At 64.9% G+C, this 26,341-nt stretch carries 19 protein-coding genes; 5 read left to right on the top strand and 14 right to left on the bottom strand.

Annotated features, from left to right (window positions below; genetic code table 11):
* Nucleotides 1-86: 86 nt before the first annotated feature.
* A complete protein-coding gene (locus tag RTQ46_RS13935) occupies nucleotides 87-1,937 on the top strand; it encodes a serine hydrolase domain-containing protein (protein WP_312437394.1) in 1,851 nt (616 codons plus the stop codon).
* Here the strand turns inward: RTQ46_RS13935 and RTQ46_RS13930 are convergent.
* The 8 genes from RTQ46_RS13930 to RTQ46_RS13895 all read right to left on the bottom strand — a co-directional run bounded on the left by RTQ46_RS13930 (nucleotide 1,932) and on the right by RTQ46_RS13895 (nucleotide 12,007).
* Complete coding sequence (locus tag RTQ46_RS13930) at nucleotides 1,932-2,195, bottom strand: hypothetical protein (RefSeq protein WP_312437392.1); 264 nt, start codon at nucleotides 2,193-2,195, stop codon at nucleotides 1,932-1,934. The two genes, RTQ46_RS13935 and RTQ46_RS13930, sit on opposite strands and share 6 nt — an antisense overlap.
* Nucleotides 2,192-3,031: a DUF692 family multinuclear iron-containing protein gene (locus RTQ46_RS13925; protein WP_312437390.1), complete on the bottom strand. Its 840-nt coding sequence runs from the start codon at nucleotides 3,029-3,031 to the stop codon at nucleotides 2,192-2,194. The genes RTQ46_RS13930 and RTQ46_RS13925 overlap by 4 nt, the downstream gene beginning before the upstream one ends.
* A complete protein-coding gene (locus RTQ46_RS13920; protein ID WP_312437388.1) occupies nucleotides 3,021-3,950 on the bottom strand; it encodes a TIGR04222 domain-containing membrane protein in 930 nt (309 codons plus the stop codon). The genes RTQ46_RS13925 and RTQ46_RS13920 overlap by 11 nt, the downstream gene beginning before the upstream one ends.
* A complete protein-coding gene (locus tag RTQ46_RS13915; protein ID WP_312437387.1) occupies nucleotides 3,947-4,675 on the bottom strand; it encodes a nucleotidyltransferase domain-containing protein in 729 nt (242 codons plus the stop codon). The genes RTQ46_RS13920 and RTQ46_RS13915 overlap by 4 nt, the downstream gene beginning before the upstream one ends.
* Nucleotides 4,676-4,900: 225 nt before the next feature.
* Complete coding sequence (serB, locus tag RTQ46_RS13910) at nucleotides 4,901-5,743, bottom strand: phosphoserine phosphatase SerB (RefSeq protein WP_312437489.1); 843 nt, start codon at nucleotides 5,741-5,743, stop codon at nucleotides 4,901-4,903.
* Between the two features lie 44 nt (nucleotides 5,744-5,787).
* Nucleotides 5,788-9,231: a transcription-repair coupling factor gene (mfd, locus tag RTQ46_RS13905; protein WP_312437385.1), complete on the bottom strand. Its 3,444-nt coding sequence runs from the start codon at nucleotides 9,229-9,231 to the stop codon at nucleotides 5,788-5,790.
* An 87-nt stretch (nucleotides 9,232-9,318) separates the two neighbouring features.
* Nucleotides 9,319-10,263 (bottom strand): 5'-nucleotidase, encoded by a 945-nt coding sequence (locus RTQ46_RS13900; protein ID WP_312437383.1) that lies wholly within the window; start codon nucleotides 10,261-10,263, stop codon nucleotides 9,319-9,321.
* Nucleotides 10,264-10,351: 88 nt separating this feature from the next.
* A complete protein-coding gene (locus tag RTQ46_RS13895) occupies nucleotides 10,352-12,007 on the bottom strand; it encodes a hypothetical protein (protein WP_312437381.1) in 1,656 nt (551 codons plus the stop codon).
* A 223-nt stretch (nucleotides 12,008-12,230) separates the two neighbouring features.
* Here RTQ46_RS13895 and RTQ46_RS13890 point away from each other — a divergent pair, with 223 nt between their 5' ends.
* Nucleotides 12,231-13,961 carry a methyl-accepting chemotaxis protein gene (locus tag RTQ46_RS13890; protein WP_312437379.1) on the top strand — a complete coding sequence of 577 codons (1,731 nt, stop codon included), beginning with the start codon at nucleotides 12,231-12,233 and terminating at the stop codon, nucleotides 13,959-13,961.
* Between the two features lie 121 nt (nucleotides 13,962-14,082).
* A complete protein-coding gene (locus tag RTQ46_RS13885) occupies nucleotides 14,083-15,078 on the top strand; it encodes a GlxA family transcriptional regulator (RefSeq protein ID WP_312437377.1) in 996 nt (331 codons plus the stop codon).
* A 4-nt stretch (nucleotides 15,079-15,082) separates the two neighbouring features.
* On the opposite strand, the gene RTQ46_RS13880 is transcribed toward RTQ46_RS13885, so the two are convergent.
* From RTQ46_RS13880 to RTQ46_RS13870, 3 genes are all read right to left on the bottom strand, one after another.
* The gene (locus RTQ46_RS13880; RefSeq protein WP_312437488.1) at nucleotides 15,083-15,826 is read right to left on the bottom strand and encodes an SDR family oxidoreductase; all 744 of its coding nucleotides are present in this window, start codon (nucleotides 15,824-15,826) and stop codon (nucleotides 15,083-15,085) included.
* A 121-nt stretch (nucleotides 15,827-15,947) separates the two neighbouring features.
* A complete protein-coding gene (locus RTQ46_RS13875) occupies nucleotides 15,948-16,859 on the bottom strand; it encodes a lipase secretion chaperone (RefSeq protein WP_312437375.1) in 912 nt (303 codons plus the stop codon).
* 10 nt (nucleotides 16,860-16,869) lie between these two features.
* Entirely contained in the window at nucleotides 16,870-17,784 is a 915-nt protein-coding gene (locus tag RTQ46_RS13870) for a triacylglycerol lipase (RefSeq protein WP_312437373.1), read from the bottom strand.
* 315 nt (nucleotides 17,785-18,099) lie between these two features.
* On the opposite strand from RTQ46_RS13870, the gene RTQ46_RS13865 reads away from it, so the two are divergent.
* Complete coding sequence (locus tag RTQ46_RS13865; RefSeq protein ID WP_312437371.1) at nucleotides 18,100-18,813, top strand: TetR family transcriptional regulator; 714 nt, start codon at nucleotides 18,100-18,102, stop codon at nucleotides 18,811-18,813.
* Between the two features lie 124 nt (nucleotides 18,814-18,937).
* Here RTQ46_RS13865 and RTQ46_RS13860 read toward each other — a convergent pair whose 3' ends face one another.
* Nucleotides 18,938-21,217 carry a PBP1A family penicillin-binding protein gene (locus tag RTQ46_RS13860; protein WP_312437369.1) on the bottom strand — a complete coding sequence of 760 codons (2,280 nt, stop codon included), beginning with the start codon at nucleotides 21,215-21,217 and terminating at the stop codon, nucleotides 18,938-18,940.
* A 236-nt stretch (nucleotides 21,218-21,453) separates the two neighbouring features.
* Here RTQ46_RS13860 and RTQ46_RS13855 point away from each other — a divergent pair, with 236 nt between their 5' ends.
* On the top strand, nucleotides 21,454-23,721 hold the full coding sequence (locus RTQ46_RS13855) for an OPT family oligopeptide transporter (protein WP_312437368.1): 2,268 nt from the start codon (nucleotides 21,454-21,456) through the stop codon (nucleotides 23,719-23,721).
* A 76-nt stretch (nucleotides 23,722-23,797) separates the two neighbouring features.
* Here RTQ46_RS13855 and RTQ46_RS13850 read toward each other — a convergent pair whose 3' ends face one another.
* Together RTQ46_RS13850 and RTQ46_RS13845 are read right to left on the bottom strand one after the other, a co-directional pair.
* Entirely contained in the window at nucleotides 23,798-25,489 is a 1,692-nt protein-coding gene (locus tag RTQ46_RS13850; RefSeq protein WP_312437367.1) for a hypothetical protein, read from the bottom strand.
* Between the two features lie 12 nt (nucleotides 25,490-25,501).
* The gene (locus RTQ46_RS13845) at nucleotides 25,502-26,191 is read right to left on the bottom strand and encodes a UPF0149 family protein (protein WP_312437365.1); all 690 of its coding nucleotides are present in this window, start codon (nucleotides 26,189-26,191) and stop codon (nucleotides 25,502-25,504) included.
* Nucleotides 26,192-26,341 lie beyond the last annotated feature (150 nt).

Here is a 26,341-nt window from a genome sequence, read left to right as displayed (position 1 = left end):
AAAGCTCCCTTGCGTGGACGAGTGCTGATTGTAGCAAGCATGATTGCCCGGGAGACGCCAGGTCACGCACAGAAAGGCATACCACAGTGAATATTTCAAGCAGATTGCAAACCTTGCGCAAGGGTCTGCGCCGCACCTTGCACGCGGTGCTGCTGTGCGCAGCGGCGCAAGCGGCCCAGGCGGCTGGCGGTCCGCTGGCTGGCGATATCGGCACCGGACTGCAGGAAGAGGGGTTGACCGGCGCCGTCTGGAGCGAGGTGCGCGCCGATGGCTCGGTCAACCTGGGCGCGGCTGGCCTGGCCAATGCCGCCGGCAAGGCACCGATGCAGGCCAATACGCGGGTGCAGGTCGGCTCGGTGGCCAAGATCGGGCTGGCGCTGGGGGTGATGCGGCTGGCGACGGAAAACAGGCTGGCGCTCGATACGCCTTTGGTGCAGATCTTGCCGCAACTGAAACTGAAGAATCCATGGCAGGCCAGCGACCCGGTACGCATCCGCCATCTGCTCGACCATACCTCTGGCCTGGATAATATCCGTTTGTGGCAGGCCTTCAGCACCCATCCGCAGCCCGATACGCCGCTGGCAGATGCCTTTTCGGGCGGCGGCAACCTGCTGCGGGTGCGGGTGCGTCCCGGCAGCCGCTATGCATATTCCAACATGGGCTATGGCCTGCTGGGCATGGTGATCGAGAAAGTCACGGGCCAGCCATACGAGCGCTATCTGGATTCCCAGGTGCTGGCGCCATTGGGCATGACCGACAGCACGTTCGCGTTTGTCACGCAGACCGGCAAGCGCGCCGACGCGCGCCTGGCCATGGGCCACTTCGAGCATGGCGTCACGCAGGCAGCCGTGCCGCTGTATCTGCGTCCGGCCGGGCAGCTGACCACCACCGCGCAGGATATGGCGAAACTGGCGCGATTCCTGCTCGGTGACGGCAGCGCGCATGGTGCGCCGCTGATTGCGCCGGCCTTGATGCAGCTGCTGTCGCAACCGGCCGGCACCGAGGCGGCGCAGGCGGGCCTTGAAGCCGGCCATGGGCTGGCGCTGGCCATGCGCGACCGCCATAACGTGGTGGGCGAGTGCCATCCCGGCACCACGGTCGGTTTTCGCGCCATGCTGTGCATCTACCCCGAGCAGAACAGCGCGTATTTTATCGGCTTCAATACCGATTCCGAGACGGCCGATTACGAGCGTTTCAACCGGCTGCTGATGCGCGACCTGGAGCTGCCGCTGCGCCCGCCCGCCGCGCATGGCACGCCCGCGCCGACGGTGGAAAACTGGCAGGGCGTGTATGTGCCGGCGCCCAGTTCCATGGCCAGCATGGCCTGGGTCGACGCGGTATTCAATTTCGTGCGCGTGAAGTGGGATGGCGATTCGCTGTTCCTGATCCCGTTCCAGGGCGAGCCGAAGGAACTGGAACCGGTGGGCGGCTTCCTGTTTCGCGCCAGCGACCGCAGCGCGCCGTCGCATGTGCTGATGCAGACCGATGGCAATCACGTGCTCAGCGATGGACTGCACAGCTACGAGCGCGTCTCGATGCTGCGCATGCTGGTGCTGTGGGGCAGCCTGGCGCTGGGTATGCTCGGCTTGCTGTATGTGCTGCTGGTGGGGCTGTGGCGCGCGGCAAAACGCACGCTGAGCCGCAGGGACCATCTGTTTGCGCCGCTGCTGTCCATGCTGGCGCTCTTGCTGCCGCTGCCGTTCTTTTATTTCCAGTCCTTCCTGCGCCTGGGCGATATCACGCTGGCCAGCGTGCTGATGGCGGTCGTGACGGGCGCGCTGCCGCTGGCCACCGCCTTTGGCCTGGCCCGCTGCTGGCGCTCGCGCGGCACCGGCACGGTGGAAAAACTGGACTGGATCGGCTTGCTGGCGGCATTCCAGCTGCTGCTGGTGCTGGCGTGGTGGGGCTTGCTGCCGTTACGGATCTGGCAGTTATAGACCTTGCCAGCGCTGCAGCAGCCGGCGCCACCACGGTTGCGCGGGCCGCACCTTGCCGCCATGCGCGGCGCGCTTGAAGTGAAAGCTGGCCGCCGCCATCTGCAGGCCGTTGCGGTCGATCGCCGCCATCGCAGCGGCTTCTTCCTGCGTCAAGCCATGCAGCAGCGCCTGCGCCTGCGGCTCGTCCAGGAATGCCTGGCGCAGCGCGTCGTCGGTGTAGAGTCTGGCCAGGAAGGCTTCGAGCGCGGGCGAACTCACGTTGAGCGTCCCTTGCGCAAGGCGGAGCGCGCCAGTTCCAGCTGGCCCAGCACATGCTCGAACGACGGATAATTGCCGTCCCGTTCGACGATCACCGTCAGCGGCTGCGGCGCATGGCGCGCCAGCAGCGTCAGTAATTCAAAGACTTCGGACGGCACATCGTGCAGATGGTCGTCCAGCAGGCGCTGCCCGGCGCCACCGGGTTCGTCTATCCAGTGACCGCCGCTCAGGTGCACGGCGCCCACGCTGGCCAGCGGCAATCGCAGCAGCAGTTCCTCGGGCTTTACCGCAAAATTGACGGCGTTCGCATACAGGTTGTGCAGGTCCAGCAGCAGCGGCACCTGTGCGCCTGCGATGATCTGGCCCAGCCACTGCGCTTCGTCCATGCTGCTGGCCGGCGGCTCGATCAGGGTGGCGATATTTTCCATCAGCGGCGCGCTGCCGATGATGCGGCTGGCCAGCGCAATATTGGCGATCGCACCGGCGGCGCTGGCCGGCGTGCGCGGTGGCGCCGCCAGGTGGCCGATCTCGACGCCGCCGGCGCGCACGAAACTCAGGTGTTCGGACCACGACTCGGCTTGCACGGTTTTCATCAGGCGCGCCATCGCCTGCAGTCGGCGCGGCTCGGCGGGGATGGTCGACGCCAGGCCCATGCCCACGCCGTGCAGGCTGACCGGCACCTGGCGCGCCAGGCTGCACAGGGCGTCGATGCTGGCGCGCGGGGCGCGGTAATAATCGTCGGCGATCACTTCCAGCACATCGATTTGCGCCAGGTTGGACAGGATGCCGGCTGCCAGTTCGCCGCGCCAGCCAAGACCGACGCGGTCAGCTGCCACAGCCGCCACCGCCACCGCAGCCACCGCAGCCGCTGCCGCACGAGGAGCCGCCGCTGTCGCCACCGCCGTCGCCGCCGGACGAGGAGTCGCCCGAGCCGCCCGACGACGAGTCGCCGCTGTAGGTCGGCTTCGCCATCGGATACAGGTCGAGCAGATACGGATAAACCGCCAGCGGCAGCGCGCCAATGCCGAAAATGGCGGCCAGCAGCGCCATGTCGGCGCTGCCATTGCCGGCCTGCAGGCGCGACGAACGCATGTTCAGGCGGCTGAACAGCATGCGCAGGTCGGACAGCAGCCGCTGCGCCGCCAGGCTGGTGGCGCTGGTGCGCAGGCCGCGCAGTTTCAGCAGGAATACCGCCGTCATGATCGCCAAAAACAGCAGGTTGTAATGCCCGGTGCTGACGGCAATGATGGCCTTGACCAGGGCTACCGTCAGCAGCAGGTAATGGGCAGGCCAGGTAAAGCGTTCGCGCCGGCGCAGCAGCGGCGCACCCACCAGCAGTTCCTGCTGCGTCAGCGATTGCAGATAGGCCTGGCAGGACGGAAAGGCGTCGGCCTGCACGGCCAGCTCCTTGCTGTGTCCCTGGCGGCCCAGGTACAGCTGCAGCACATCGCGCTCGATATCGTGGCTGGCAAAGCGCACGCTGTCGGCGCTGGCCGTTTCCAGCAGCGGGCCGTCGGCGCGCAGCAGGCCGCGGTCGACCAGCACGATGGCGGCGATCTTGACGGCTTCGAGTGCGCCGCCACGCAAAAAAGCGATGCGGTACGGGTCGTCCGCCAGCGTCAGCTGCGCGTGCGGATTGCGCAGTTCCTGGCGCAGCAGCAGTTCGCGCACGCCGTGGTAGACGGCGAGGCCAAAGACCAGATAGACCGCCAAAAACCACGGCCCGGTCCAGTAGAACGGATTGGCGCCTGTCACCGCAGCTGCTCCGCGTGATGGCGCAGCTGCTCGGTAATCGCCATCAGGCCCGTGAACGCCGGCAGCGCCAGTCCCGGCGCCAGGTGCGCCGTTTCGCGCGCGGTGGACATGGCCTGCAGCGCCGCCTGCAGGGCAGGGTCGTTCAAGGTCTCGACAAACGCTTCGAGCGCCAGCTTGCCGGGCTGGGGCGGGCGGCCAGCGAGTTGCGCCAGCGAGGCGGCGGCCGAACGCAAGGGGCCGGCCGCATCGGCGATGGCGCCGGCCAGCTGTTCTTCGTTCAGGCTGACCAGCAGATAGCGCTCGCGCATGCGCAGCTGCTGGTTCAGCAGCACCTGGCGCAATCGCCGCAGCACGGCGTCGCGGCTGGCATGCAGGCTGGCGAACGGGTCCGTGCCCAGCAGTACCCGGTGGCGCGCAATGATATCGGCGAACTTGACGGCAAACGCGTCGGCAGCGTCCAGCAGTTCGCCCTCGAGCAAAAACATCACCTGCAAGTCGATGGCGGCGTTGGCCATGCGCAGTGGCGCGCGCAGGGCATCGGCCGCTGCCGGATCGAAGCGCTTGAGCAGCAACAGCAGGTTGACATCGGAGGTGGCGCGCAGCTGGCCGTCGGCGGCCGAGCCAAACAGCACGGCGGCGGCCAGGTCGGCACCGAACGCATTTTGCGCGGCGGTGACAAACAGTTGCAGGTGCCGTTCGATATCGGGCGGGAGCGATGGCTGCATGTGGGCGTCTTTCATGATAAGCGTGGCGCGGGTTTTAATATTTTGCAATATAGCAAGAATATAAAAATCCGTGCGCGCATACTGTCAAGATGTGCACACATGATGAGGATGGTGTTGTCGGATTACGCTGCGCTAAGCCGACCTGCGGGTTTCGACATTTCAACAAGCGCAGCCGGGTAGGTCGGATTAGCCCAACGGGCGTAATCCGACAACACCGCTACCTGTTCAAGACAGCACGTTCAGCAGCCCATCAAGCCCCACGAAATTGAGCGCCACATCGGCCTGCGCGCGCACCACCGGCTTGGCGCGGAAGGCCACCGACAGGCCGGCGATGCCCATCATTTTCAGGTCGTTGGCGCCGTCGCCCATCACGATGGCCTGCGCCGGCGAGATGCCCAGTTCGGCGCACACGCGCTCGACCGTGCGCTTCTTTTCTTCCGCGTCGACGATGCCGCCCACCACCTTGCCGGTCAGCTTGCCGTCGACGATTTCCAGCTCGTTCGCGTGCGTGTAGTCGAGGCCCAGGCGTTCCTTCAACCGCTCCGTGAAGAAGGTAAAGCCGCCCGACACCAGCAAGGTTTTCAGGCCGGCCGCCTTGACGGCCGCCAGCATTTTCTCGGCGCCCGGCGACAGCTTCAGGCGCTCGTCATACACGCGCTGCAGGGCCGAGGCGTCGAGGCCTGCCAGCAGCGCCACGCGCTGCGTCAGGCTGGCCGCGAAATCGAGTTCGCCGCGCATCGCCGCTTCCGTGATCGCCGCCACCTGCGGCTTGAGACCCTGCATGTCGGCGATTTCGTCGATGCATTCGATGGTGATCACAGTCGAATCCATGTCCATCGCAACGAGCTTGAATTCGCTCAGTTCGCGCCGGCCCATCATGTAGGTGGCATCGAGTTGCGCCGCCTGCGTGGCCACTTCCATGGTCGGCAGCAGCGCCTGCGAATAGCTGATTTTTTCGCAGCGCACGGCGTGCGGGCCGAGCCGCGTGATGCTGGTGGGCGCGGCCAGCGCGGCGATGCGCTCGAGGCGCGCCGGGTCGCCGTCGACGCCTTGCAGTATCAGGTTCATGGTCATGGAGGAGGTATTGTTCATGGTCAGCCTGCGGTAAAAGTCTAAACGGTCAATTGCTTGATGGTGGTCTTGATCTGCGTGACGCGCGCGGCCAGGTCCGGCATGGCGGCGCTGATCTTCAGCTTGTCCTGGCCATGCAGCTTGATATGGCGGTTCTTTTGTATCAGCTCGATGATGCGCATCGGGTCGATCGGCGGCTTGGCCATGAACTGCAGCGTGGCCGCTTCGCCATGCACGTCGATCTTGACGATGCCGACGGTTTTCGCGGCGATGCGCAGGCGGTGCGTTTCGATCAGCGCTTTCACCGGGTCGGGCAGCTTGCCGAAGCGGTCGATCAGCTCTTCCTGGATATCGTCGATCTTGTCCTGCGTGGCGCAGTTGGCCAGGCGCTTGTAAATCGACAGGCGCTCGTGCACGTCGCCGCAGAAGTCGGCCGGCAGCAGCGCCGGCACATGCAGGTTGATCTCGGTGGTCGAGGCCAGTGGCGCGGCCAGATCCGGCTCCTTGCCGGCTTTGAGCGAACGCACGGCTTCGTTCAGCATGTCCGAATACAGCTGGAAGCCGATCTCCGTCATCTCGCCCGACTGGCTCTCGCCCAGCACTTCGCCGGCGCCGCGGATTTCCAGGTCGTGCATGGCGAGATAAAAACCGCTGCCCAGTTCTTCCATCTGCTGGATGGCGTCCAGGCGGCGCTGCGCCAGTTTCGTCAGGCCCTGCACGTCATGCACCAGCAGGTAGGCGTACGCCTGGTGGTGCGAACGGCCCACGCGGCCGCGCAGCTGGTGCAGCTGCGCCAGGCCGAACTTGTCGGCGCGGTGCATGATGATGGTGTTCGCGGTCGGCACGTCGATGCCGGTCTCGATAATGGTGGTGCACAGCAAAATGTTAAAGCGCTGGGCGACGAAGTCGCGCATGACTTTTTCCAGGTCGCGCTCGTGCATCTGGCCGTGCGCCACGGCGATGCGTGCCTCGGGCAGCAGTTCGGTCAGCATGGCCAGGCGGTTCTGGATGGTTTCCACTTCGTTGTGCAGGAAGTAGATCTGGCCGCCGCGCTTCAGTTCGCGCAGGCACGCTTCGCGGATGATCGCCTCGCCTTCGCTGCGGACAAAAGTCTTGATGGCCAGGCGCTTTTGCGGCGCCGTGGCGATAATCGAAAAGTCGCGCAGGCCTTCCAGCGCCATGCCCAGCGTGCGCGGGATCGGCGTGGCCGTCAGGGTCAGCACATCGACTTCGGCGCGCAGCGCTTTCAGCGCTTCTTTCTGGCGCACCCCGAACCGGTGTTCTTCGTCGATGATCACCAGTCCCAGGCGCGTGAACTTCACGTCGTCCGACAGCAGTTTGTGCGTGCCGATAATGATGTCGAGCGTGCCGTCGGCCATGCCCTTGAACGCCTGCGTGATCTCCTTGCCGCTCCTGAAGCGCGACAATTCGGCAATGCGCACCGGCCAGTCGGCAAAGCGGTCGGCAAAGGTCTGCGCATGCTGTTCGGCCAGGAGCGTGGTTGGCGCCAGGATGGCCACCTGCTTGCCGCCCATGACGGCGATAAAGGCCGCGCGCAGCGCCACTTCGGTCTTGCCGAAACCGACGTCGCCGCATACCAGGCGGTCCATCGGTTTGCCGGAGGTCATGTCCTTGATCACATTGTGGATGGCCTCGGCCTGGTCCGGCGTTTCCTCGAAGCCGAAGCTGTCGGCAAAGCGCTCGTAGTCGTGCGACGAGTATTCGAACGCGTGTCCCTGGCGCAGCGCGCGGCGCGCGTACAGGTTGAGCAGTTCGGCGGCCGTGTCGCGCACCTGGTCGGCCGCGCGTTTCTTGGCCTTTTCCCACTGGCCGGAGCCCAGCGAATGCAGCGGCGCGTCTTCCGGCGAGGCGCCCGAATAGCGCGAGATCACGTGCAATTGCGACACCGGCACATACAGCTTGGTGTCCTTGGCATATTCAAGGTGCAGGAATTCCGTCTCGCCTTCGCCCAGGTCCATGCTGGTCAGGCCCATGTAGCGCCCGATGCCATGGTTGATATGCACCACCGGGTCGCCGATTTTCAGCTCCGACAGGTCGCGCACCATCGACTCGACCTGCGTCACGCCTTCCTGTTTCTTCTTGCCGACGCGGCGGCCCGAACCGGCATACAGCTCGGTTTCGGTAATGAACGCCAGGTTGCCCTCGTCCGTATACAGCTCGAAGCCCGCATGCAGCGGCGCCACGCCCAGCATCAGCTTGGCGTCGGACTGCAGGAAGCCGTCGCTTCCCTCGACCGGCGTCAGCTGCAGATCGTATTCGGCAAAATACTGCTGCAGCGTTTCGCGCCGGCCGTTCGATTCGGCGCAGACCATCACGCGCCGGCCCGGTTGCAGCAAAAAGCTGCGCAGGTTCGCCAGCGGATCGTCGGCGCGGCGGTTCACCGCGATGTTCGGCAGCGGCGCCGACAGTTCCGACGCCAGCGCATCGTTCGACTTGGCGATCGCCAGCCGCGCATAGGGCTTGGCCAGCGCGAAGAACTGCTCGTCGCTCAGGAACAGCGATTCGGGCGGCAGGATCGGACGCTCGCGGTCCGCTTTCAGGAAGCGGTAGCGCGACTGCGTATCGGTCCAGAAACGGCCAATGGCGCCATCGATCTCGCCCACCAGGGCCAGCGAGGCGTCGGGCGGCAGGTAGTCGAACAGCGTCGCCGTTTCTTCGAAAAACAGCGGCAGGTAGTATTCGATGCCGGCCGAGGCGATCCCGCTGCTGATGTCCTTGTACACCACCGAGCGCGATGGATCGCCTTCGAATTGCTCGCGCCAGCGGCTGCGGAAGGTGGTGCGCGCCGTTTCGTCCATCGGAAATTCGCGCCCTGGCAGCAATCGCACTTCGTGCACGGGATACAGCGAGCGCTGGGTATCGGCATCGAATGTACGGATGGTCTCGATGGTGTCGCCGAACAGGTCCAGGCGATAGGGTAGGGCCGAGCCCATCGGGAACAGGTCGAGCAGGCCGCCGCGCACCGAGTATTCGCCGGGCGACATCACCTGCGATACATGGCTGTAGCCGGCCAGCGTCAGCTGCGACTTCAGGCGCGCTTCATCGAGCGTTTCGCCCTTCTTGAAAAAGAAGGTGTAGGCGGCCAGGAACGACGGCGGCGCCAGGCGCACCAGCGCGGTGGTGGCCGGCACGATCAGCACATCGCACTGGCGGTTCTGGATCTCGTGCAGGGTGGCCAGGCGCTCGGACACCAGGTCCTGGTGCGGCGAAAACGCATCGTAAGGCAGGGTTTCCCAGTCCGGCAGCAGATGGCAGCGCAGCTGCGCGCCGCCGAACCACGGGATTTCATCGAGCAGGCGCTGGCCGTCGCTGGCCTGCGCCACCACCACGGCCAGCATCTGGCCGCGCGACTTCAGTTCCAATGCGGCCAGCGCCAGGGCGCAGGCGTCGGATGAACCATACAGGGCGGGCAGCGCGTAGCGGTTGCCGGGCTTGGGGAGCGATTTTTTCAGGGCTAAGGACATGCAGGCGATGACACTGGTGACAGAGGCAGTTGACAGGAACAGCGGTAATGCGCGCAGCACCTTCCACGAAGGCGCCAGCAGGCATGATTATAGACCATCGACCGCACGCACATTGGCCACACCGAAGGGGACGTGCACCATCGGTATCGTGCCGCCGCTTGACTTCAGGTGGCTCATCTGGTCATCGAAAAAGATATGCGGCTTGAACACGGCCAGCACGCGCGACTTGTCCATGCCGCCCAGGAAGAAGGTCTCGTCGGCCGCCACGCCCCAGCTTTTCAGGGTAGTCACCACGCGCTCGTGCGACGGCGCGTTACGGGCGGTGATGATGGCGATGCGCAGGATTTTTTTATACGCCGGGTCGCGCTTCTGCGCCGCCTCTTCCAGGCGCTGCATGGTGGCCAGCTTCTGAAACAGGTCGGCCAGCGGCCCGGGGCGATGGGGCGTGCCCACGTTCAGCGTTTCATGGGCGTGGAATTCATCGACATCGTTGTTGCGCTTGAAGACGGTTTCGGCCTCGTCGTCGGCGATCACGCCGTCGAAGTCGAAGGCCACGCGCAGCTCGTCGTCGGCCTCGTCGTCCTCGGGGCGCGATGGCAGCACCAGGCCGGCCGGAAAATTGCAGGCCAGCGCGCCGCGCACATCGTCTTCATTGGCACTCAGGAACAGCGAGGCATTGAACGCCGGCAGATAGGGGTAGGGCGACTTGCCGGTCATAAAGGCGGCGCGCGAGATATCGAGGCCATAGTGGGCGATCGAATGCATCACGCGCAAGCCCGTTTCCGGCGAATTGCGCGAAAACAGCACCACCTCGACCGGCGCTTCGTGCGGATGGTGCTTGTTGATGTTCAAAAAGCGGCGAATGAACGGGAAGGCCACGCCGCGCCCGAGCACGGTATCGATATGGGCTTCCTGGTACTTGCGGTATTCCTCGGGGCCGCTGTCCAGGTAGACCTGGTGCGATTCGGACAGGTCGAACAGCGCGCTGGACGCGACGCCGATCACCAGTTTGTGTTCGATAGGATAAGCCATGGCGATTCCGGTGTTTGCTTGTCGTCCATCTTATACGACTATCAACTGGCGGGCCAGAGGCGCCGGGAGGAAAGGTCCGCCACAAGGCTCACCAGTGATGGTCATCGAAACCGAAGCTGTTGCCAAACGTATCAAAGCCGCCGATGCCGCCCACCATCAGCATGCCGTTGGCCGGATTGATATCGAAGCCGCCCATGCCGTAGCCATTGCCGGCCGTATCGAAGCCGCCCATCATCGGCAGGCCGGTCGATGGATTGAACGATTCGGCGGTGAAGTCCATGCCGCTGTAGCCGGTTGGCATCATTCCCATGTCGAATATGTTGAACACGCCCGGCACCAGCCCCAGGAACGGCAGGCAGGCTGCGACGGTCACCAGCCATTGCGTTTGCGTCACGGCGCCGACCAGCCAGACCAGCAGTGCAGGAATAATCATGTACAGGGCGACAACCAGCGCGCCAGCGACGATCTGGAACAGCATATATACGCAAAAGACAGCCAGGAACACGGGCCACAGCAGCAAGGCCAGCAAGAGCCGCAGGACAGCATGGCGCCGCGCGAAGCGTTCATAGCTGGCGCAGTACAGCCGCGCGAGGCCGGCACCGAGCAGGCCCGTCAGCGCGAGCAGCAGCAGGATGCCTGCCAGGCCGGGCCGCAAACTGAAATAAACCAGTGCCAGGATTTGTGCGAAGAACAGCGTCATGCCGGCGTAGTGCACCGACTTGCACGCATTGCGCACGATCACGGGTGCCAGCAATACCGGCGTGGCCGGCACTGCCCACAGCAGTTCAAGCACCGGTTTGCGCGGCAGCCAACCGCTGTGGCGCACGGTGCGCAGCGCCCACACCAGCAGCAGGCCGTAGCCGAGCACATACGCGCCCAGCGCCAGCTTCTCCAGTCCCAGCCTTGACTGCGGACAGGCATGGGCTACGGCGCCAACGATGGCGAACGCTGCCAGGTAGTCGGCAATAAAGGCACGGGCATTCCAGATCTTCAGCCGGCGCCGCCAGGCGAACCTGACCAGTGCCTGCAGCAGCACCGCGCCCACCGCGCCGGCCACCAGCCACAGGGCGATGCGCCACCAATTGGCGGGTTCGCTGGCCTGCGACGCCGCCAGCTGCGCATCCAGCGCAATTGACGTGAGGTAGACCAGATCAGCCCCATCGGCACTGACTATTCTCAGATGCAAGTCGCCCGAGGTGTAATGATAGGCCCCATCCGCATGTGCCCGGCTCGCCTGGGCCAGCCGTTTGAGCATGTCCCGCGGTTGTGCCGATGCGATGCGGGCGCCCGCCAGCGTACCCTGCGCGTCATAGAACAGCTCGGCCGATCCTGTCATCTTGCCGCTGAGTGGCCCCTCGATTCGCAGCACCTTCCCCTCCTTGAGGGGCGATGCGGTGATTTCCGCCACCGTGAACTTTTTTGTCGCAAGCAGCGTACGGTCCGCCCAGGTTGCCTTGCCGATCTCCTGGCCCGCCACCACCACGCCTGCCCAGGCCAGCTGGGAGAATGCGAACAGCACGGCCAGCAACAGGCACGGCAGGAAGGAAGGCAATTTGATGTGGGGCACGGATCGCTTTCGCTGGGTTGCTGCCGAAGCGGCAGACAAGATAAGAAAGGGTTGGAGGGGGACATGTTGAGAGAGCGGCTCAATTACGAAGATAATAGTAAAATTAATTCTCAAAAGCAATATTTGGCTGTGTGCGCCATTATTAAAAATAGCAATTTCTGCACCACGCTGATGCAAGGCTGTTTCTGATACGCCACAGGGAGCAAGTAAAAGTTGTTTTGTATCAAGTATGTATCTGCCAGAGCACGACTTTTCCTCTATGCTGGCAACTTGTAAATCTCGCCAATTGTCACGAAGTGTTTGCCCCATCCCCGCAAGCGTTCTGCAAGCGTCCTGTTCTATCCGAACCTGCCGTTCTCACTTTGCCTGATGCATGTCGGCTTTTCTTATGGGTGTCAAAATGTTTAAAAATTTACTGATCAAATGGAAACTGGCCGCCCTGGTGGCGGTCATGATGGCGGCGCTGATCGTCGTCGGCATTACCGGCTATGCGGGCATCGCCACCGTCGGCACCTCCGTCAATGAAATCGGCGTGGTGCGCCTGCCGTCGATCCAGGGCCTGCTGCTGATGAGCGAGGGCCAGACGGCGGTTGCCGCCGGTACCCTGAGCGCCGCCATCTACGAAAACAACTATCAGGCGCAGGACAAGTTCCGCGAGGCGCAACAGCTGCGCGCCAGGGCCTGGGCCAGCATCGACACGGGCCGCAAGCTGTACGAGCCGCTGCCGCAAACACCCGAGGAAACGGTGCTGTGGCAACGCTTCCAGGGCGAGTGGGCGGCCTGGAAGAGCAGCGACGACAAGGTGGGCAGCGTATTGAGCGCGCTGGCGCAGAACCAGGACGAGCAGAAACAGAAGGATCTGTTTGTCGATTTCTACAAGCAGTATCTCGACTCGCGCGGCCTGTTTGCCAAGGCCGAAGCGTCGCTGAACCAGATCATCGCCTTGAATGGCAAGATCGCCGACGGCAGCGTCAGGGAAGGCGGCGAGGCCGTGGTGAACTCGGAGCGCCTGATGCTGATCCTGGCCGTGCTCGCATCCATCATCGGCGTCGCCTGCGCCGCGTTCATTACGCGCGCCATCACGCGTCCCATTATCGAGGCCGTCAAGGTGGCGCAGACAGTGGCCTCGGGCGACCTGACCAGCCGCATCGTCGTCAGCACCACCGAAGAGACGGGCCAGCTGCTGCAGGCATTGCACGACATGAACGCCAGCCTGGTGTCCATCGTCGGCCAGGTGCGCGGCGGCACGGAAACCATCGCCACCGCCTCGACCCAGATCGCGGCCGGCAACCTGGACCTGTCCTCGCGTACCGAAGAGCAGGCCAGCTCGCTCGAAGAAACCGCCTCGTCGATGGAAGAGCTGACCTCGACAGTACGCCAGAATGCCGACAATGCCCAGCAGGCCAACGTGCTGGCGCGCACCGCGTCCAGCGTGGCCGTCAAGGGTGGCGAGGTGGTCGACAAGGTGGTGCACACGATGGACGCCATCAACGATTCCTCGCGCAAGATCGTCGACATCATCAGCGTCATCGACGGCATCGCGTTCCAGACCAATATCCTGGCACTGAATGCCGCCGTGGAAGCGGCGCGCGCGGGCGAGCAGGGGCGCGGCTTTGCCGTGGTGGCCACCGAAGTGCGCAACCTGGCCCAGCGCAGCGCGGGCGCGGCAAAAGAAATCAAGACCCTGATCGGCGACTCGGTGGTGGCGGTCGATGCCGGCAGCAAGCTGGTGGCCGAGGCGGGCGGCACGATGGCCGATATCGTGTCGAGCGTGCAGCGCGTGACCGATATCATGGCCGAAATCAGCCTGGCCACGCAGGAGCAAAGCTCGGGCATCGACCAGATCAACCAGGCCATCGGCCAGATGGACCAGGTCACCCAGCAGAATGCGGCGCTGGTGGAGGAAGCGGCAGCCGCGGCCGAATCGCTGCAGGAACAGGCCGGCAAATTGTCGGCGGTGGTCAGCGTGTTCAGGCTCGATGGCGTGCAGGCGCCAACGCCGGCGGCCGTGCGCAAACCGGCTGTGCCAGCGCGCCCGGCCATGCGTGCCGCAGCACCTCGCGCGGCATTGAAAGCGGCGCCCGCCGTCCACCAGGGCAAGCCGTCGAACGACGACTGGGAAGAGTTTTAAGCGTTGCACCCTGGTTCGGCATGAACCGGACGGCCGCCATGTGCGGCCGTTTTGCCTGGCGCGGCTTGACAATCGCGCAGCGCGGTGAAAGACTGGCCTGAACCAGGGGAGCCCAGCCATCATGCCAGAGTCTTTGCACCAGCCACGCCTGGTGTTGTTCGTCGCCTTCGAAGGCATGGGCCTGCTCGACCTGACCGGGCCACAGACCGTGTTCTGGGCCGCCTCGAAATACATGGCGGCGCGCGGCTTGCCCGGATACGAGCGGCAGACGGTCAGCAAGCATGGCGGGCTGGTGGCGTCCATCGAAGGCGTGGCGCTGTCCAGCCTGCCGTTCGCCCAGTTCGCGGGACGATCCATCGACACCATTATCGTGCCCGGCGCGCCGGAAGTGGAGCAGGCATTGGGCGCGTCTCCCGCGACGGTGGAGTGGCTGCGCACGGCCTCGCCAGCGGCGCGCCGTACGGCGTCGGTGTGCAGCGGCGCATTCTTGCTGGCGCAGGCGGGCCTGCTGGACAACAAGCGGGCCGCCACGCACTGGGCCATGTGCGACCGGCTGCAGGCGCTGCATCCGGACCTGGAAATCGACCGCGATGCGATTTTCGTGCAGCAGGGCGCCATCTGGACCTCGGCTGGCGTCACCGCCGGCATCGACCTGGCGCTGGCGCTGGTGGAAGCCGATTGCGGCCGCGAGGTGGCAATGCTGGTAGCGCGCGAACTGGTGGTATTCATGAAGCGCCCCGGCGGGCAGGCGCAGTTCAGCGTGGCGCTGCAGTCGCAAGCGGGCGATGGCGCGCCGTTCGACGAATTGCACCGCTGGCTGGCGGACAATCTGGCCAGTACAAGCCTGAATGTGGAAGCGCTGGCGCAGCAGGCCAGCATGAGTCCGCGCAATTTCTCGCGCGTCTACAAGCAGAAAACCGGCCGCTCGCCGGCCCGGGCGGTGGAGTTGTACCGGCTGGAAGCGGCGCGCCGCATGCTGGAGCAGTCAACGCGCAATATCGACCAGATTGCGCGCGACTGCGGCTTTGGCGACGAGGACCGGCTGCGCGCGACCTTCCAGCGCCACCTGGCCATTTCGCCGCACGATTACCGCAAGCGGTTCTCCAAGGCGCCATAGCGCCTTATCTGCCGGCCAGCCATGCTTCGAAAGTGGCCGTGCCCAGGCGCGCGCCTTGCGCCGGCGTGAGTGAGCAGTCGTCGAGTTTCACGCCGAAGTAGGCGGCGTCCGCATCGATCGCGACAGTGCGCGTGTCGCCGGTCGCGTCCAGATGGCGCTGCACCAGTGAGGCCAGGCTGACGCGTTCCGGACCGGCCACTTCGAGCATGCCATTGATTGGTGCTGCCAGCGCCGCCTCGGTCACGGCGGCGGCGATATCGTGCGACGAAATCGGCTGCACCAGCGCCGGCGACATATGTACCTCGTTGCCCACCGTGCCCGACTGCGCGATGCCGCCCAAAAACTCGAAGAACTGCGTCGAGCGCACGATGGTGTACGGCACGGGCGAGGCCTCGATCAGCTTTTCCTGCGCCAGCTTGCCGCGGAAGTAACCACTGTCCTGCAGCCGCTCGGTGCCGACTACCGACAGCGCCACATGATGACGCACGCCGGCCTTCGCTTCGGCCGCCAGCAGGTTGCGCCCGGAGGCCGTAAAGAAGTCGAGCACATCCTGGTCGGCAAACGACGGTGAATTGGCCAGGTCGATCACCACTTCGGCGCCGGCCAGCGCCGCATCGAGGCCTTCGCCGGTGACAGTATTGACGCCGCTGCCGGGCGAGGCGGCCAGTACTGCGTGGCCAAGCCGGCGCAGATTGAGGACGACTTTGCTGCCGATCAGGCCGCTGCCGCCGATAACGACGATTTTCATGGTTTTCATGACTACCCCTGCAAGTAAACGGTGCGGCCGGTGCCGCGCTGCCGATACCGCATCTTGCAGCTGCAGGGAGAATCGGTAAATGACAGATAACCCGTGATTTGTGCCAGGCGCGCTATTCGTAGGCGCCCAGGCGTTTCTGTTCGTCTGGCGTAAACAGTGTCGCTGCCAGTTGCTGCGCGGCGGCCGCATCCTGTGCGCCCAGCGCTGCCTTCTGCGCCTGCCAGGCGATAATGCGCTGCTGCCACTGCGATTCCTCGCGATCGAGTTCGGCCAGCCGCGCCGCCGCTTCCGGGGTAAACCTCGCGGCGCGCAGCCGGTACACCTCATTGTCGTCGCCGCCCTGCGCGCGCAGGGCGCGTATCGAGGCGTCGAGCGCGCTCACTTGCAGCGGTGCGTCGCGCTCCGTGCGCTGCGCCGGTGTCAGCGCAGCGTCGAGCACGGCCAGCCTGCGCTGCTGCTCCGCTTCGCCCAGCAGGCTGTCACCGAGCACCGCCATGCGCGCGACGGCATCGTCATCGCGGGCGTCGAGCGCGCCGAACAGGCCGGCGCTTTCCTGCGCCGTAAAATAGCCTGGCCGCAGCGCGCGCATTGCCTGCAGGCGCGCGCTGGCCGCCTGCAGCGCGTCGCCCGAGGGCGGCAGCGCCTGTTCCGCCAGCACCAATGCCTGCTTGTAGCCCAGATAGGCGCCCAGCAGCCGTTTCGCCTCGCGCGCGGGAGCGCGCGCCAGCCGCCGGTCCAGCTCCAGTTCGATCTGGCTGCGGATGGCAGCCAGCGGTTTTTCGCCGAGGCCGGCCAGGTAATAGTCGAACAGGTGGCCCAGCTCCGCGTCGACCACCAGCGTGTCGCCGGCGGCCACCGTCAGGCTGCCATCGGGCCGCGTGCCTTGCATCGAGCGCACGAACGCGAACAGGTCGGGCTCTTCCTTCTCGCGCGGGGGCGCCGCCGGTTCGCCCGGCGACAGCGTCCAGTACAGCGCCAGCGCGGCGATGGCACCGGCCGCCAGCCATGTCGTGTGCGTGCGCATGGCTGCCCCCTTACAGGCCCAGGCCCTGCAGGCGGTTGGCCTGCTGGCGGAACACGGTCACGGGCGAGGTCTCGAACAGGTTGACGATGCCGATGAACTGGTTGACTTCATCGAGGTGGTTCATCGCATAGTCGTCGCGGATCACCTTGCCAAGGTGGCTGGAACAGCTGCTGACCAGGCCATCGTTCTTGGCGCCGCCAAAGGCCAGGCTGATGGCGGCCATGGCCGGGTCGCCCGCATCGAGCGCATTGGTGTAGGGCTGCGCGCCGCTCCACGAAAAGTAGTACACGCCACGCTCCTGGTAGGCGCCTTCGCCGCAGGCGCTGGTGGGCACGCCCTGCGGATGGCGGTTGTTGAACGCCAGCGAACCGGCCGTCGACAGCGAGGCCAGCGCGGCGCCCGCGTTTTGCGGCAGGCCCTTGTTGCCGGAGATAATGCCGATCAGCGAGGCGAGGGCGGTGCCGACCGCGCCGCTGGTATTCGGAATCGCGCCGGCCAGCATGTCGGCCACTTTCGAGCCCTTGTTGACGCCGGCCACGCTGGTCACTGACGCCACCAGGTCGGGCCGCACCGAGGCCACGTAGCGCGCCGTCGGGCCGCCATGGCTGTGGCCGATCAGGTTGACCTTGGCCGCGCCGGTGGCGGCCAGGATCTGCCGCACCTGCGACAGCAGCTGTTCGCCGCGCACTTCGGTGCTGTTGGCGGCCGACACGGTGGTCAGATAGACCTTGGCGCCGCCGTCGCGCAGGGCGGCCGGCACGCCATAAAAATATTCGACGGGACCGAGCTTGTCGAAACCGAACAGGCCGTGCACCAGCACGATCGGATATTTTGTTTGCGTATAGCCGGCGGCGCTGGCCGTCATGGGCAGGATGCACAGGGCCAGGACGAGGGTGGACAGCAGTTGCCAGAAGCGAGTCTTCATTTTGTCTCCGTTATGTTTAATGGGAAATGTCGATGCTGTAGCGGTACCGGTGCCGCCATCCGCCGTCCTCTGTGGGACAGCTGATATAGCGAGCGCTCGGTCTTTGAAATGTAGCACTGGTGTTGGCAAATAGCTTGCCAATTCGATATTGCGGTGCAATATGCCGCAGCGCGCTGTGGCGAGGAAGTTGCACTGGCGGGGGCTGGCCGAATTGAAAAGACAATCGGCCAATTCGCTGCGCTATAATCAGTCCCGCTTTCCGCCCCGGCCGTGGTTTGACCGGAATGGCGCCGTTTTCTTATATGTTTTTTGGGAATGCACTTGTCGACCCATTTCAACTTCGAACAGTTCCAGCAGATGACGCCGTTGAACGGCGTCAATATCTGGGAATATATCCTCGACCGCCATGCGGGCCGCATCGGCGTCAAGCGCCGCAAGCCCGCGCTGGAAAACCTGGAACGCATCTTTGGCGCGACCTTCCGCCTGGCCAATGACGTGGGGTTTCGCGCCATGAGCTTGCGCGACCTGTGCCGCGAGACGGGGCTGTCGATGGGCGGCCTGTATGGCTATATCACGGGCAAGGATCAATTGGCCGAAATGATCGAGGACGTGGTGCGCCACGCCACGCAGGCCTTGCCGCAGCTGTTCGTCGACGTCGAGTCGCCGCTGGACCGGTTGGAGGCGATGATACGCTCGTCGATCTATCTGTCCGAAATCCTGCAGCCGTGGTTTTATTTCGTCTACATGGATTCGCGCGTGCTGCAGGTCGAGCAGCGCAGCATGGCCAAGCAGTCGGAATTGTTCGTGCAGACCCTGCTGGCCAATACCATCGCCGAGATCGATCCGAAGCCGCAGGGCGACGCGACCCTCCTGGCCTCGCACTGCCTGGCGCTGTTCCAGGACTGGTATGTGAAACGCTGGAAGTACCGCGCGGCCAGGGTCAGTGTCGATGATTTTGCCGACAGCACGGTAAGGACGGTGCGGGGCTATTTGGCAGGTCGGATTAGCGGGGCCACAGGTCCCGCGTAATGCGACACATGGTTGGCGCTGCTGGTGGCGTCGGGTTACGGCCGCAGGCCTAACCCGACCTACGCGGCTCGGCGCATGAAAAATGGCCGGGAGCGATCCCGGCCATTTTTCTTATTTGCGTGCTTTACTGCGTGGTTTCCACCGGCACCGTCTCCGGCACCGCTGCCGGATCGGTTGGCGTCTCGGTATCCATGTCCAGCGTGCGCACGCTGTTCATGTCGATGAATTCGTCATACAGCCATTCGCCATCGATCTGGCTCAGGCCCGGCGGCACGGCGCGCGTCAGCTGCGGGCGCGTGGCCAGCGCCGTCTGCATGTAGTCAAGCCAGATCGGCATGGCCAGGGTGGCGCCGAATTCGCGCCCGCCCAGCGACTTCGGCTCGTCGTAGCCCATCCAGGCCACCGCCACGATGCCGCCGCCATAACCGGCGAACCAGCCGTCGACGGCGTCGCTGGTGGTGCCGGTCTTGCCGGCGATGTCGGCGCGATTGAGCCTGCGCGTGGCGGCCGCACCGGTGCCCGAGCGCGTCACTTCGCGCAGCATGCTGTCCATCACGTAGGCATTGCGCGGGTCGAGCGCCAGGGTTTTCTCGTCGCCGGGAGCGGGCGGCTTGGTCTGCATCAGCACCACGCCCTTGGCGTCGACGATGCGGTCGATCAGGTACGGCTCGACCTGGTGGCCGCCATTGGCAAACAGCGCGTAGGCGCCGGCCATCTGCACCGGCGTCACGGAACCGGTACCGAGCGCCATGGTCAGGTTGTTCGGCTGGCGCGCGGGATCGAAACCGAATTTTTCCATGAAGTCGTGCGTGTACGGCACGCCCAGCGCGCGCAGGATGCGCACCGAGGCCACGTTCTTCGACTGGGCCAGCGCATAGCGCATGGTGATCGGACCGTCGAACTTGAAGTCGTCATTCTGCGGCGACCAGACTTTGCCGCCAGCCGGCAGTTCCAGTGGCACGTCATTGATCAGGGTGGCCGGCGAAAAGCCTTTTTCCAGCGCTGCCGAATACACGAACGGCTTCATGGCCGAACCGGGCTGGCGCCAGGCTTGCGTCACGTGGTTGAACTTTTGCAGGTTGTAGTCGAAGCCGCCCACCATCGCATGGTAGGCGCCCGTGTCGGCGTCGAGCGAGACAAAGGCGGCGGCCACCAGCGGCACTTGCGTAATCATCCAGTTGTCTTTCGCATCCTTGCTGACACGGATCACCGCACCGGGACGCAGCTTGATGCCGGCGGCGGCCTTGCCGGACAGGGCAGGGGCCGCAAAGCGCAGGCCGGCACCGGTGATGACTTTTTCCTCGCCGTCGCCCGTGTCGACCGTCACCTTGCCGCTGGCCACATCGGTGACCACGGCGGCCACCAGGCCGTCGCTGTCCGGGCGCTTCTGCAGCGCCGCGTCGATGGCGTCGTCGCGCAGCTCGGGTTCCGGCGGCAGTTCGATAAAGGTTTCCGGGCCGCGGTAGCCGTGGCGCTGGTCGTAGGCGATCACGTTGCGGCGCGTGGACGCATAGGCCGCGTCCTGGTCGGCTTTCAGGATGGTCGTGTAGACGCTGATGCCCTTGGTGTAGCTGTCTTCCTTGTACTGCGCGAACACGGCCTGGCGCGCCAGTTCGGCCACGTATTCGGCGTGCGTGTCGAAACCCTGGCTGCCGCGCGTGTTGTAGCGCAGCGGCTGTTTCAAGGCCTGCTGGTATTGGCCGTCGCTGATGTAATCGAGGTCGCGCATGCGCTTCAATACCAGCTGCTGGCGCGCGTGCGCGCGTTTCGGATTGCTGATCGGATTGTGGCGCGACGGGTTTTGCGGCAGGCCGGCCAGCATCGCCATCTCGGCGATCGACAGGTCGCCCAGGGGTTTGCCGAAATAGGTCTGCGCCGCGCTGCCGAAGCCGAACGAGCGCTGACCCAGGTAGACCTGGTTCATGTACAGCTCCAGGATCTGGTCTTTCGACAGCGCCGCCTCGATCTTCAGGGCCAGCATGATTTCATTGAGCTTGCGCGAGGCGACCTTGTCGCGCGTCAGGAAGAAATTGCGCGCCACCTGCATGGTGAGCGTCGAGCCGCCGCCGTGGCCGAAGCCGTGGCGCAGGTTGGACATCACGGCGCCGCCGACGCGCACGAAGTCGATGCCATTGTGTTCGTAGAAGCGGCTGTCCTCGATGGCCATCAGGGCCTTTTTCATCATTTCCGGCACCTGCGCGATCGGCACGAAGTCGCGGTGTTCCTCGCCGAATTCGCCGATCAGCACATTGTCGGCCGTGTAGACGCGCAGCGGGATCTTCGGCTGGTAATCGGTGATGACGTCGAGGGCGGGCAGGCGCGGTCGCACATACAGGAACAGGTAGGCGGCCAGCAGGACGGCGCAAGCCAGTGCGGCAGCGCCGGCCAGGATAAGGCCGCGCACGACGGCGCGGCGGGATGGCCAGGGAAAGCCGGATCGGTTAGCAGTCAAGACAGTCTCACGTTAGCGTGCACGGCACGGTGGCAGCGATTATAGACCATGGCAGGAGCCGCTCTGCGCCTTGCTGCCAGCGCAAAAAACCTTTTCATGGAAACGCGGCTGTGCGATAGTCACGGCTTCAGAAAAATAGCCCGGGCGCCAATCCGGGCTGTTTTGATTTATACAGATAAGGAATGTCCATGGCAAAAGATGCAATACCGGCGACCGTGAAACCGTATATACCGGCCGATGCGCAACTGCCCGAGATGACCTTCCGTGCCTTGCTGATGGGCGTCATCCTCGGCATGGTGTTTGGCGCCTCGTCGCTGTACCTGGTACTGAAAGTGGGTCTGACCGTCAGCGCCTCGATTCCCGTCGCGGTGATCGCCATCACCCTGTTCGGCCTGGCCAAGAAGGTGGGCGGCAAGGATTCCTCGATCCTGGAAAACAGCATCACGCAGACGGCCGGTTCGGCCGGCGAATCGCTGGCCTTCGGCCTGGGGGTGACGATGCCGGCCATCCTGATCCTCGGCTTCGACCTGGAAATCTCGCGCGTGATGCTGGTCGGCGTGTTGGGTGGCCTGCTGGGCATTTTGATGATGATCCCGATGCGCCGCACCATGATCGTCGACCAGCACAAGGAACTCAAATTCCCGGAAGGCACGGCCTGCGCCGAGGTGCTCAAGGCGGCCGCCACCGATGAATCGCGCATCGCCGCCGGCGAAAGCATCGAGTCCGATTCGGCCGCGGCGAAAGACGCCAAGCGCCGCGCCAAGATCATCTTCGGCGGCTTTGCCGTTGGCCTCCTGTATAAAGTGTTCAATATCTCGTTCAAGGGCTGGAAGGATACGCCGGGCGTCGAATTCGGCGCACCGTTAAAAGCCGGCTCGATCGGCGCCGAGATCTCGCCCGAGCTGCTCGGTGTCGGCTATATCATCGGCCCGCGCATCGCCGCCACCATGGCGGCGGGCGGCGTGCTGTCGTACCTGCTGTTGATCCCGATGATCAAGTTTTTCGGCGACAATCTCACTACCGTGCTCTCGCCCGGTACCAAATTGATCAGCGCCATGGGCGCCGACGATATCCGCAGCGCCTATGTGCTGTATATCGGCGCGGGCGCCGTGGCTGCCGGCGGCCTCATTTCGCTGGTGCGCGCCATGCCGATGATCTGGCGCAGCCTGTCGGCCGGCCTGGCCGGCATCGGCAAGGGCAGCAAGGCCAATTCGACCTTGCGCACGGAGCAGGACATCCCTTTGAAATGGGTGGTCATCGGCTGCCTGGCGATTATCGCCGTGATTACGTTTGCCACGCCGCTGCACATGAACGTATTGGGTGCGCTGCTGATCCTGGTGTTCGGCTTTCTGTTCGCCACCGTGTCGTCGCGCCTGACCGGCGAGATCGGCTCGTCGTCGAACCCGATCTCGGGCATGGCCGTGGCGACCTTGCTGTTTACCTGCCTGATCTTCCTGCTGATGGGCTGGACGGGCGGACGCTACTACGTTACCGCCCTGTCGGTGGGCGCCATCGTCTGCATCGCCGCCAGCAATGCCGGCACCACCTCGCAGGACCTCAAAACCGGCTACCTGATCGGCGCCACTCCGCGCCTGCAGCAGTATGCGATCCTCGCGGGCGCGCTGTCGTCGGCGCTGATCCTGGGGCCGATCCTGCTGAAACTGAACGAGGCCAGCACCGTGTATGTGCCGGCCGCGCAGGTGGCGCCTGGCCTCACGGTCGATGCGTCGAAACTGACCGTGACGGGCGAGCTGCATGGCCCGCAGGCGGAAACCGACCATAATACGTATAAAGTCTGGCAGAAGACCGATACGGTCGGCGGCCCGGCCGGCAAATACTTTGTCAAGGACGACGGCCAGCTGGCCTACCTGGTCGACCCGGGCATCAACGGTGCCTACAACAAGCGCCCGGACGGCTCGGAAGTGAAGAAATACGATGCGCCGAAAGCCGTGCTGATGTCCTACATCATCAAGGGCATCCTCGACCAGCAGCTGCCCTGGACCCTGGTGCTGTTCGGCGTGATGATCGCGGTGGTGCTGGAGATGGCCGGCATCGCTTCGCTGGCGTTCTCGGTGGGCGTGTACCTGCCGCTGTCGTCGACCCTGCCGATCATGGTCGGCGGCGTGATCCGCTGGCTGGCCGACCGCCGCAACAACAAGCTGGAACACAACGCGAAACTGAACGAAGAAGAGCGACAGCTGGCGGGAGACCGCAGCTCGGGCGTGCTGCTCGCTTCCGGCTATATCGCCGGCGGCGCGCTGGCCGGCATTATTATCGCCATTACCGCAGGCGTGCTGACGCACTTCGACCAGATGATGGCCGACTGGGCCGAGCATGGCAATCCGTTCTATGCCGGTACCAGCTCGGACGCGCTGTCGCTGCTGCCGTATGCGGTGATGATCGTGCTGCTGTATGTGGTGGCGCGCGAGAAGAAAAAGAATGGCGTGCAGGATTGATGTCTTGTTCTGTGGTGGTGTCGGGTTACGCGCGCCGCGCTAACCCGACCCTGCGCCGACCGTCACTGGAACGGCGCTAGATGCCAAAGACTTTCAGCACCGCGTCCGTGAAGCCCTCGAACCAGCTGCCCACCTTGCCCGGCTGCTTGCCGTGGCGCGGGGTTTCTTCATACAGGTAGACGCCGTCGCCGTCGAAGCGGTCGTTGAGCAGCGCCTGCTGGCCGCGCAGGTAGGGGACAAAGGTTTCGCTGCGCGTGGTGGAGTACAGCACGCCGGTGGAAAAGCCCAGGGTGGCGGCCTGGCTGATCGAGCGTCCCTGGCTGGCGGCCTCCATGCGCACACCGCGCGTGCCGCGCACGATCAGGGTGACGGGGCCGCGAAACACGATAAAGCGCAGCTGCAGGGTCAGCCAGGCATGCAGGCTGGCCAGGCGCCAGTGGCTGCTGATGGCAGGTTTTTGCGCACCATGAAAGATCAATCCCACCAGCCCGCGCGGCTGGAACACCATCGCTGCGCCTGGCGGCAAGTACAGCACCGCCACTTCCATCAGCGGGTCGTCGCTGGCCGACAGCGTGACCGATGCGCTGTGCGTGCTGGTGATGCGCGTGAGGGCTGCCATGCCGGCCGCCAGGCTGGTGAACGGATACGACCAGTCCAGCAGCCACTGCGTGCGCTTGCGCGTGCCGACCGGCGAAGACTGCAGGTAGGCCGGGTGGATCAGCATGGTGTCGCCCGGTGCCAGAAGCAGCGCTTGCGACACGCCCGAGATGCGCGACCGATCCGCCAGCGGCAGTGACGCTTGCACGCCATCGAGCCGCAGTTCGCGCGCAATCGACAGCAGTTCCAGGCGCGATGCCAGCGGCGCCAGTACAAAATAGAAAAAGGCCTTGATGGCGAGCGGCGTCAGGATGGCCGACAGTACCAGCAGCGCGGCCACGGGAATCACGTCCAGCACGGGCGCGCGCCAGCGGGCGATCCAGTTGCGCGCCAGCTGCGTTTCGCTGGCTCTGACGGCCTGCTGCAGCGGGGCCAGCGCATCGGCCAGCGCGGCATTGTCGATGGCGAATGGGGCCGGGCGTTCGGCACGGACAGTGCGTGCGTTTTGCAGCAGATACTGCTGGTAGGCCGCCAGATTGGCCAGCCGCAGGCGCGCTTCCTGGGTTTCCAGCGCCGCCAGCTGGCCGTGCGCGGGACTGCCGGGCAGGTGGGACGCCAGCGGGTGCGTCAGTTCGAGCCGGCGCTGCTGTTCCAGGTTGGCCTGCAGCGCCGCATACGCCTGCACGTGCTCCTGGTGGCGCCGCGCCAGCGCCTGGCGCGCATCGTCCCCGCGCAGTGCCGCCTGCAGCACGCCCAGGTAGCGCGCTTCCTGCGCCAGCACCTCGATCTCGACGCGGCGCGCGGCTTCCTGCTGCGCGCGTGCGGCCAGCGCATTGGCGTCGGGCAGGGGCAGGGCAAACAGCGAGGGGGATGATGCTGCGCGCAGCTGGCGCAGTTGTTCCTGCACGCGATCCAGGCGCGTATCGACGGTGGCCAGCGACGCATCTTGCAGCGCCGCGAGCCGCGCGCTGGTCGCCTGCGCCAGCGTGGCGCCATGACGATCTCCGGCGCTGGCCACCTCGCGCAGGATGCCGACCGAGGCGCTGGTGGCAGTAAAAGCGCGCCACTCGGCCAGCAGGTAGCGCCCGGCCAGCAGGATGACGACAAACAGCACGAACTGCAGCGCATGGCGCAGCAGGAAGCGGAAAACCGTCGTCAGCAACTGGCGCAAGGCGGTCGCGTGCTAGTTGGCCGCGCTGTCGGCATCGGCGCAGCACTTCTTGTACTTCTTGCCGCTGCCGCAGTGGCACGGGTCGTTGCGGCCCGTCTTCGGCAGTTCGCGCAGCACCGTGCTGCCGGCCTGTGTTTGCGCCTGGCTTTTCAGGTGGCGCTGGCGCGCCCACGCTTCGTTGACGGCGATCACGGACGGTATCACCGCATCCATCGCGTCTTCCGCCGCCTCGTCATCGAGTTCGGCGGCCGTTGCCAGGTGCTTGAACGGCGCCACGTATTCGGGGTGGCTGACAGCGAGTGCTGCCCACTGCGGCTTGTCGAGCGACGTGCCGAGCACGAAACCGGCACACCAGCCAGGCACGCTCCATTCCGGGCCGCACGCGTAGATCGGCTCGAAGCTGCTGGGGTCTTTCGCCAGCCATTCGACCATATACTCGAAATGGCGCTGGGCCAGCGCCTCGGCGCGCGCGGTATCGCCTGCATCGAGCGTGGAGGCGGCGCTGCCGGCCGCCTTGTCCCAGACCCACGGCAGCCAGGCGGTGCTGGCCAGCTGGTTCGGACTGAGCGCCACGGCAGTGATCAGGCCTTCCAGCATCGACACGTCCATCGCGCGTCCTGCAAGTTCTGGCTTGGCCAGCAGGATATCGAGTTCGGCGTATTCGTCGTCGGAGAGGGGCGAGGTGGTGGAGATGCTGGACATAGGTTTCAATCTGGATGGTTGGACAGGGCATGAGCCGTAGCCGGTATTGTAACCGCCCATAAAAAAAGGCTATGTCACCGTCAGGTGTGGAAAGCTTCCCATGGTGGCCTTGAGCAAGCTTTGTGGCGAGATAATTCTCCTGGCGTCAAG

Source organism: Janthinobacterium sp. (assembly GCF_031995485.1).
In the GTDB taxonomy this organism is placed as follows: domain Bacteria; phylum Pseudomonadota; class Gammaproteobacteria; order Burkholderiales; family Burkholderiaceae_D; genus Janthinobacterium.
Note: the sequence above shows the minus strand (reverse complement) of the source record. Positions and strands in the feature narration are given on the sequence as shown.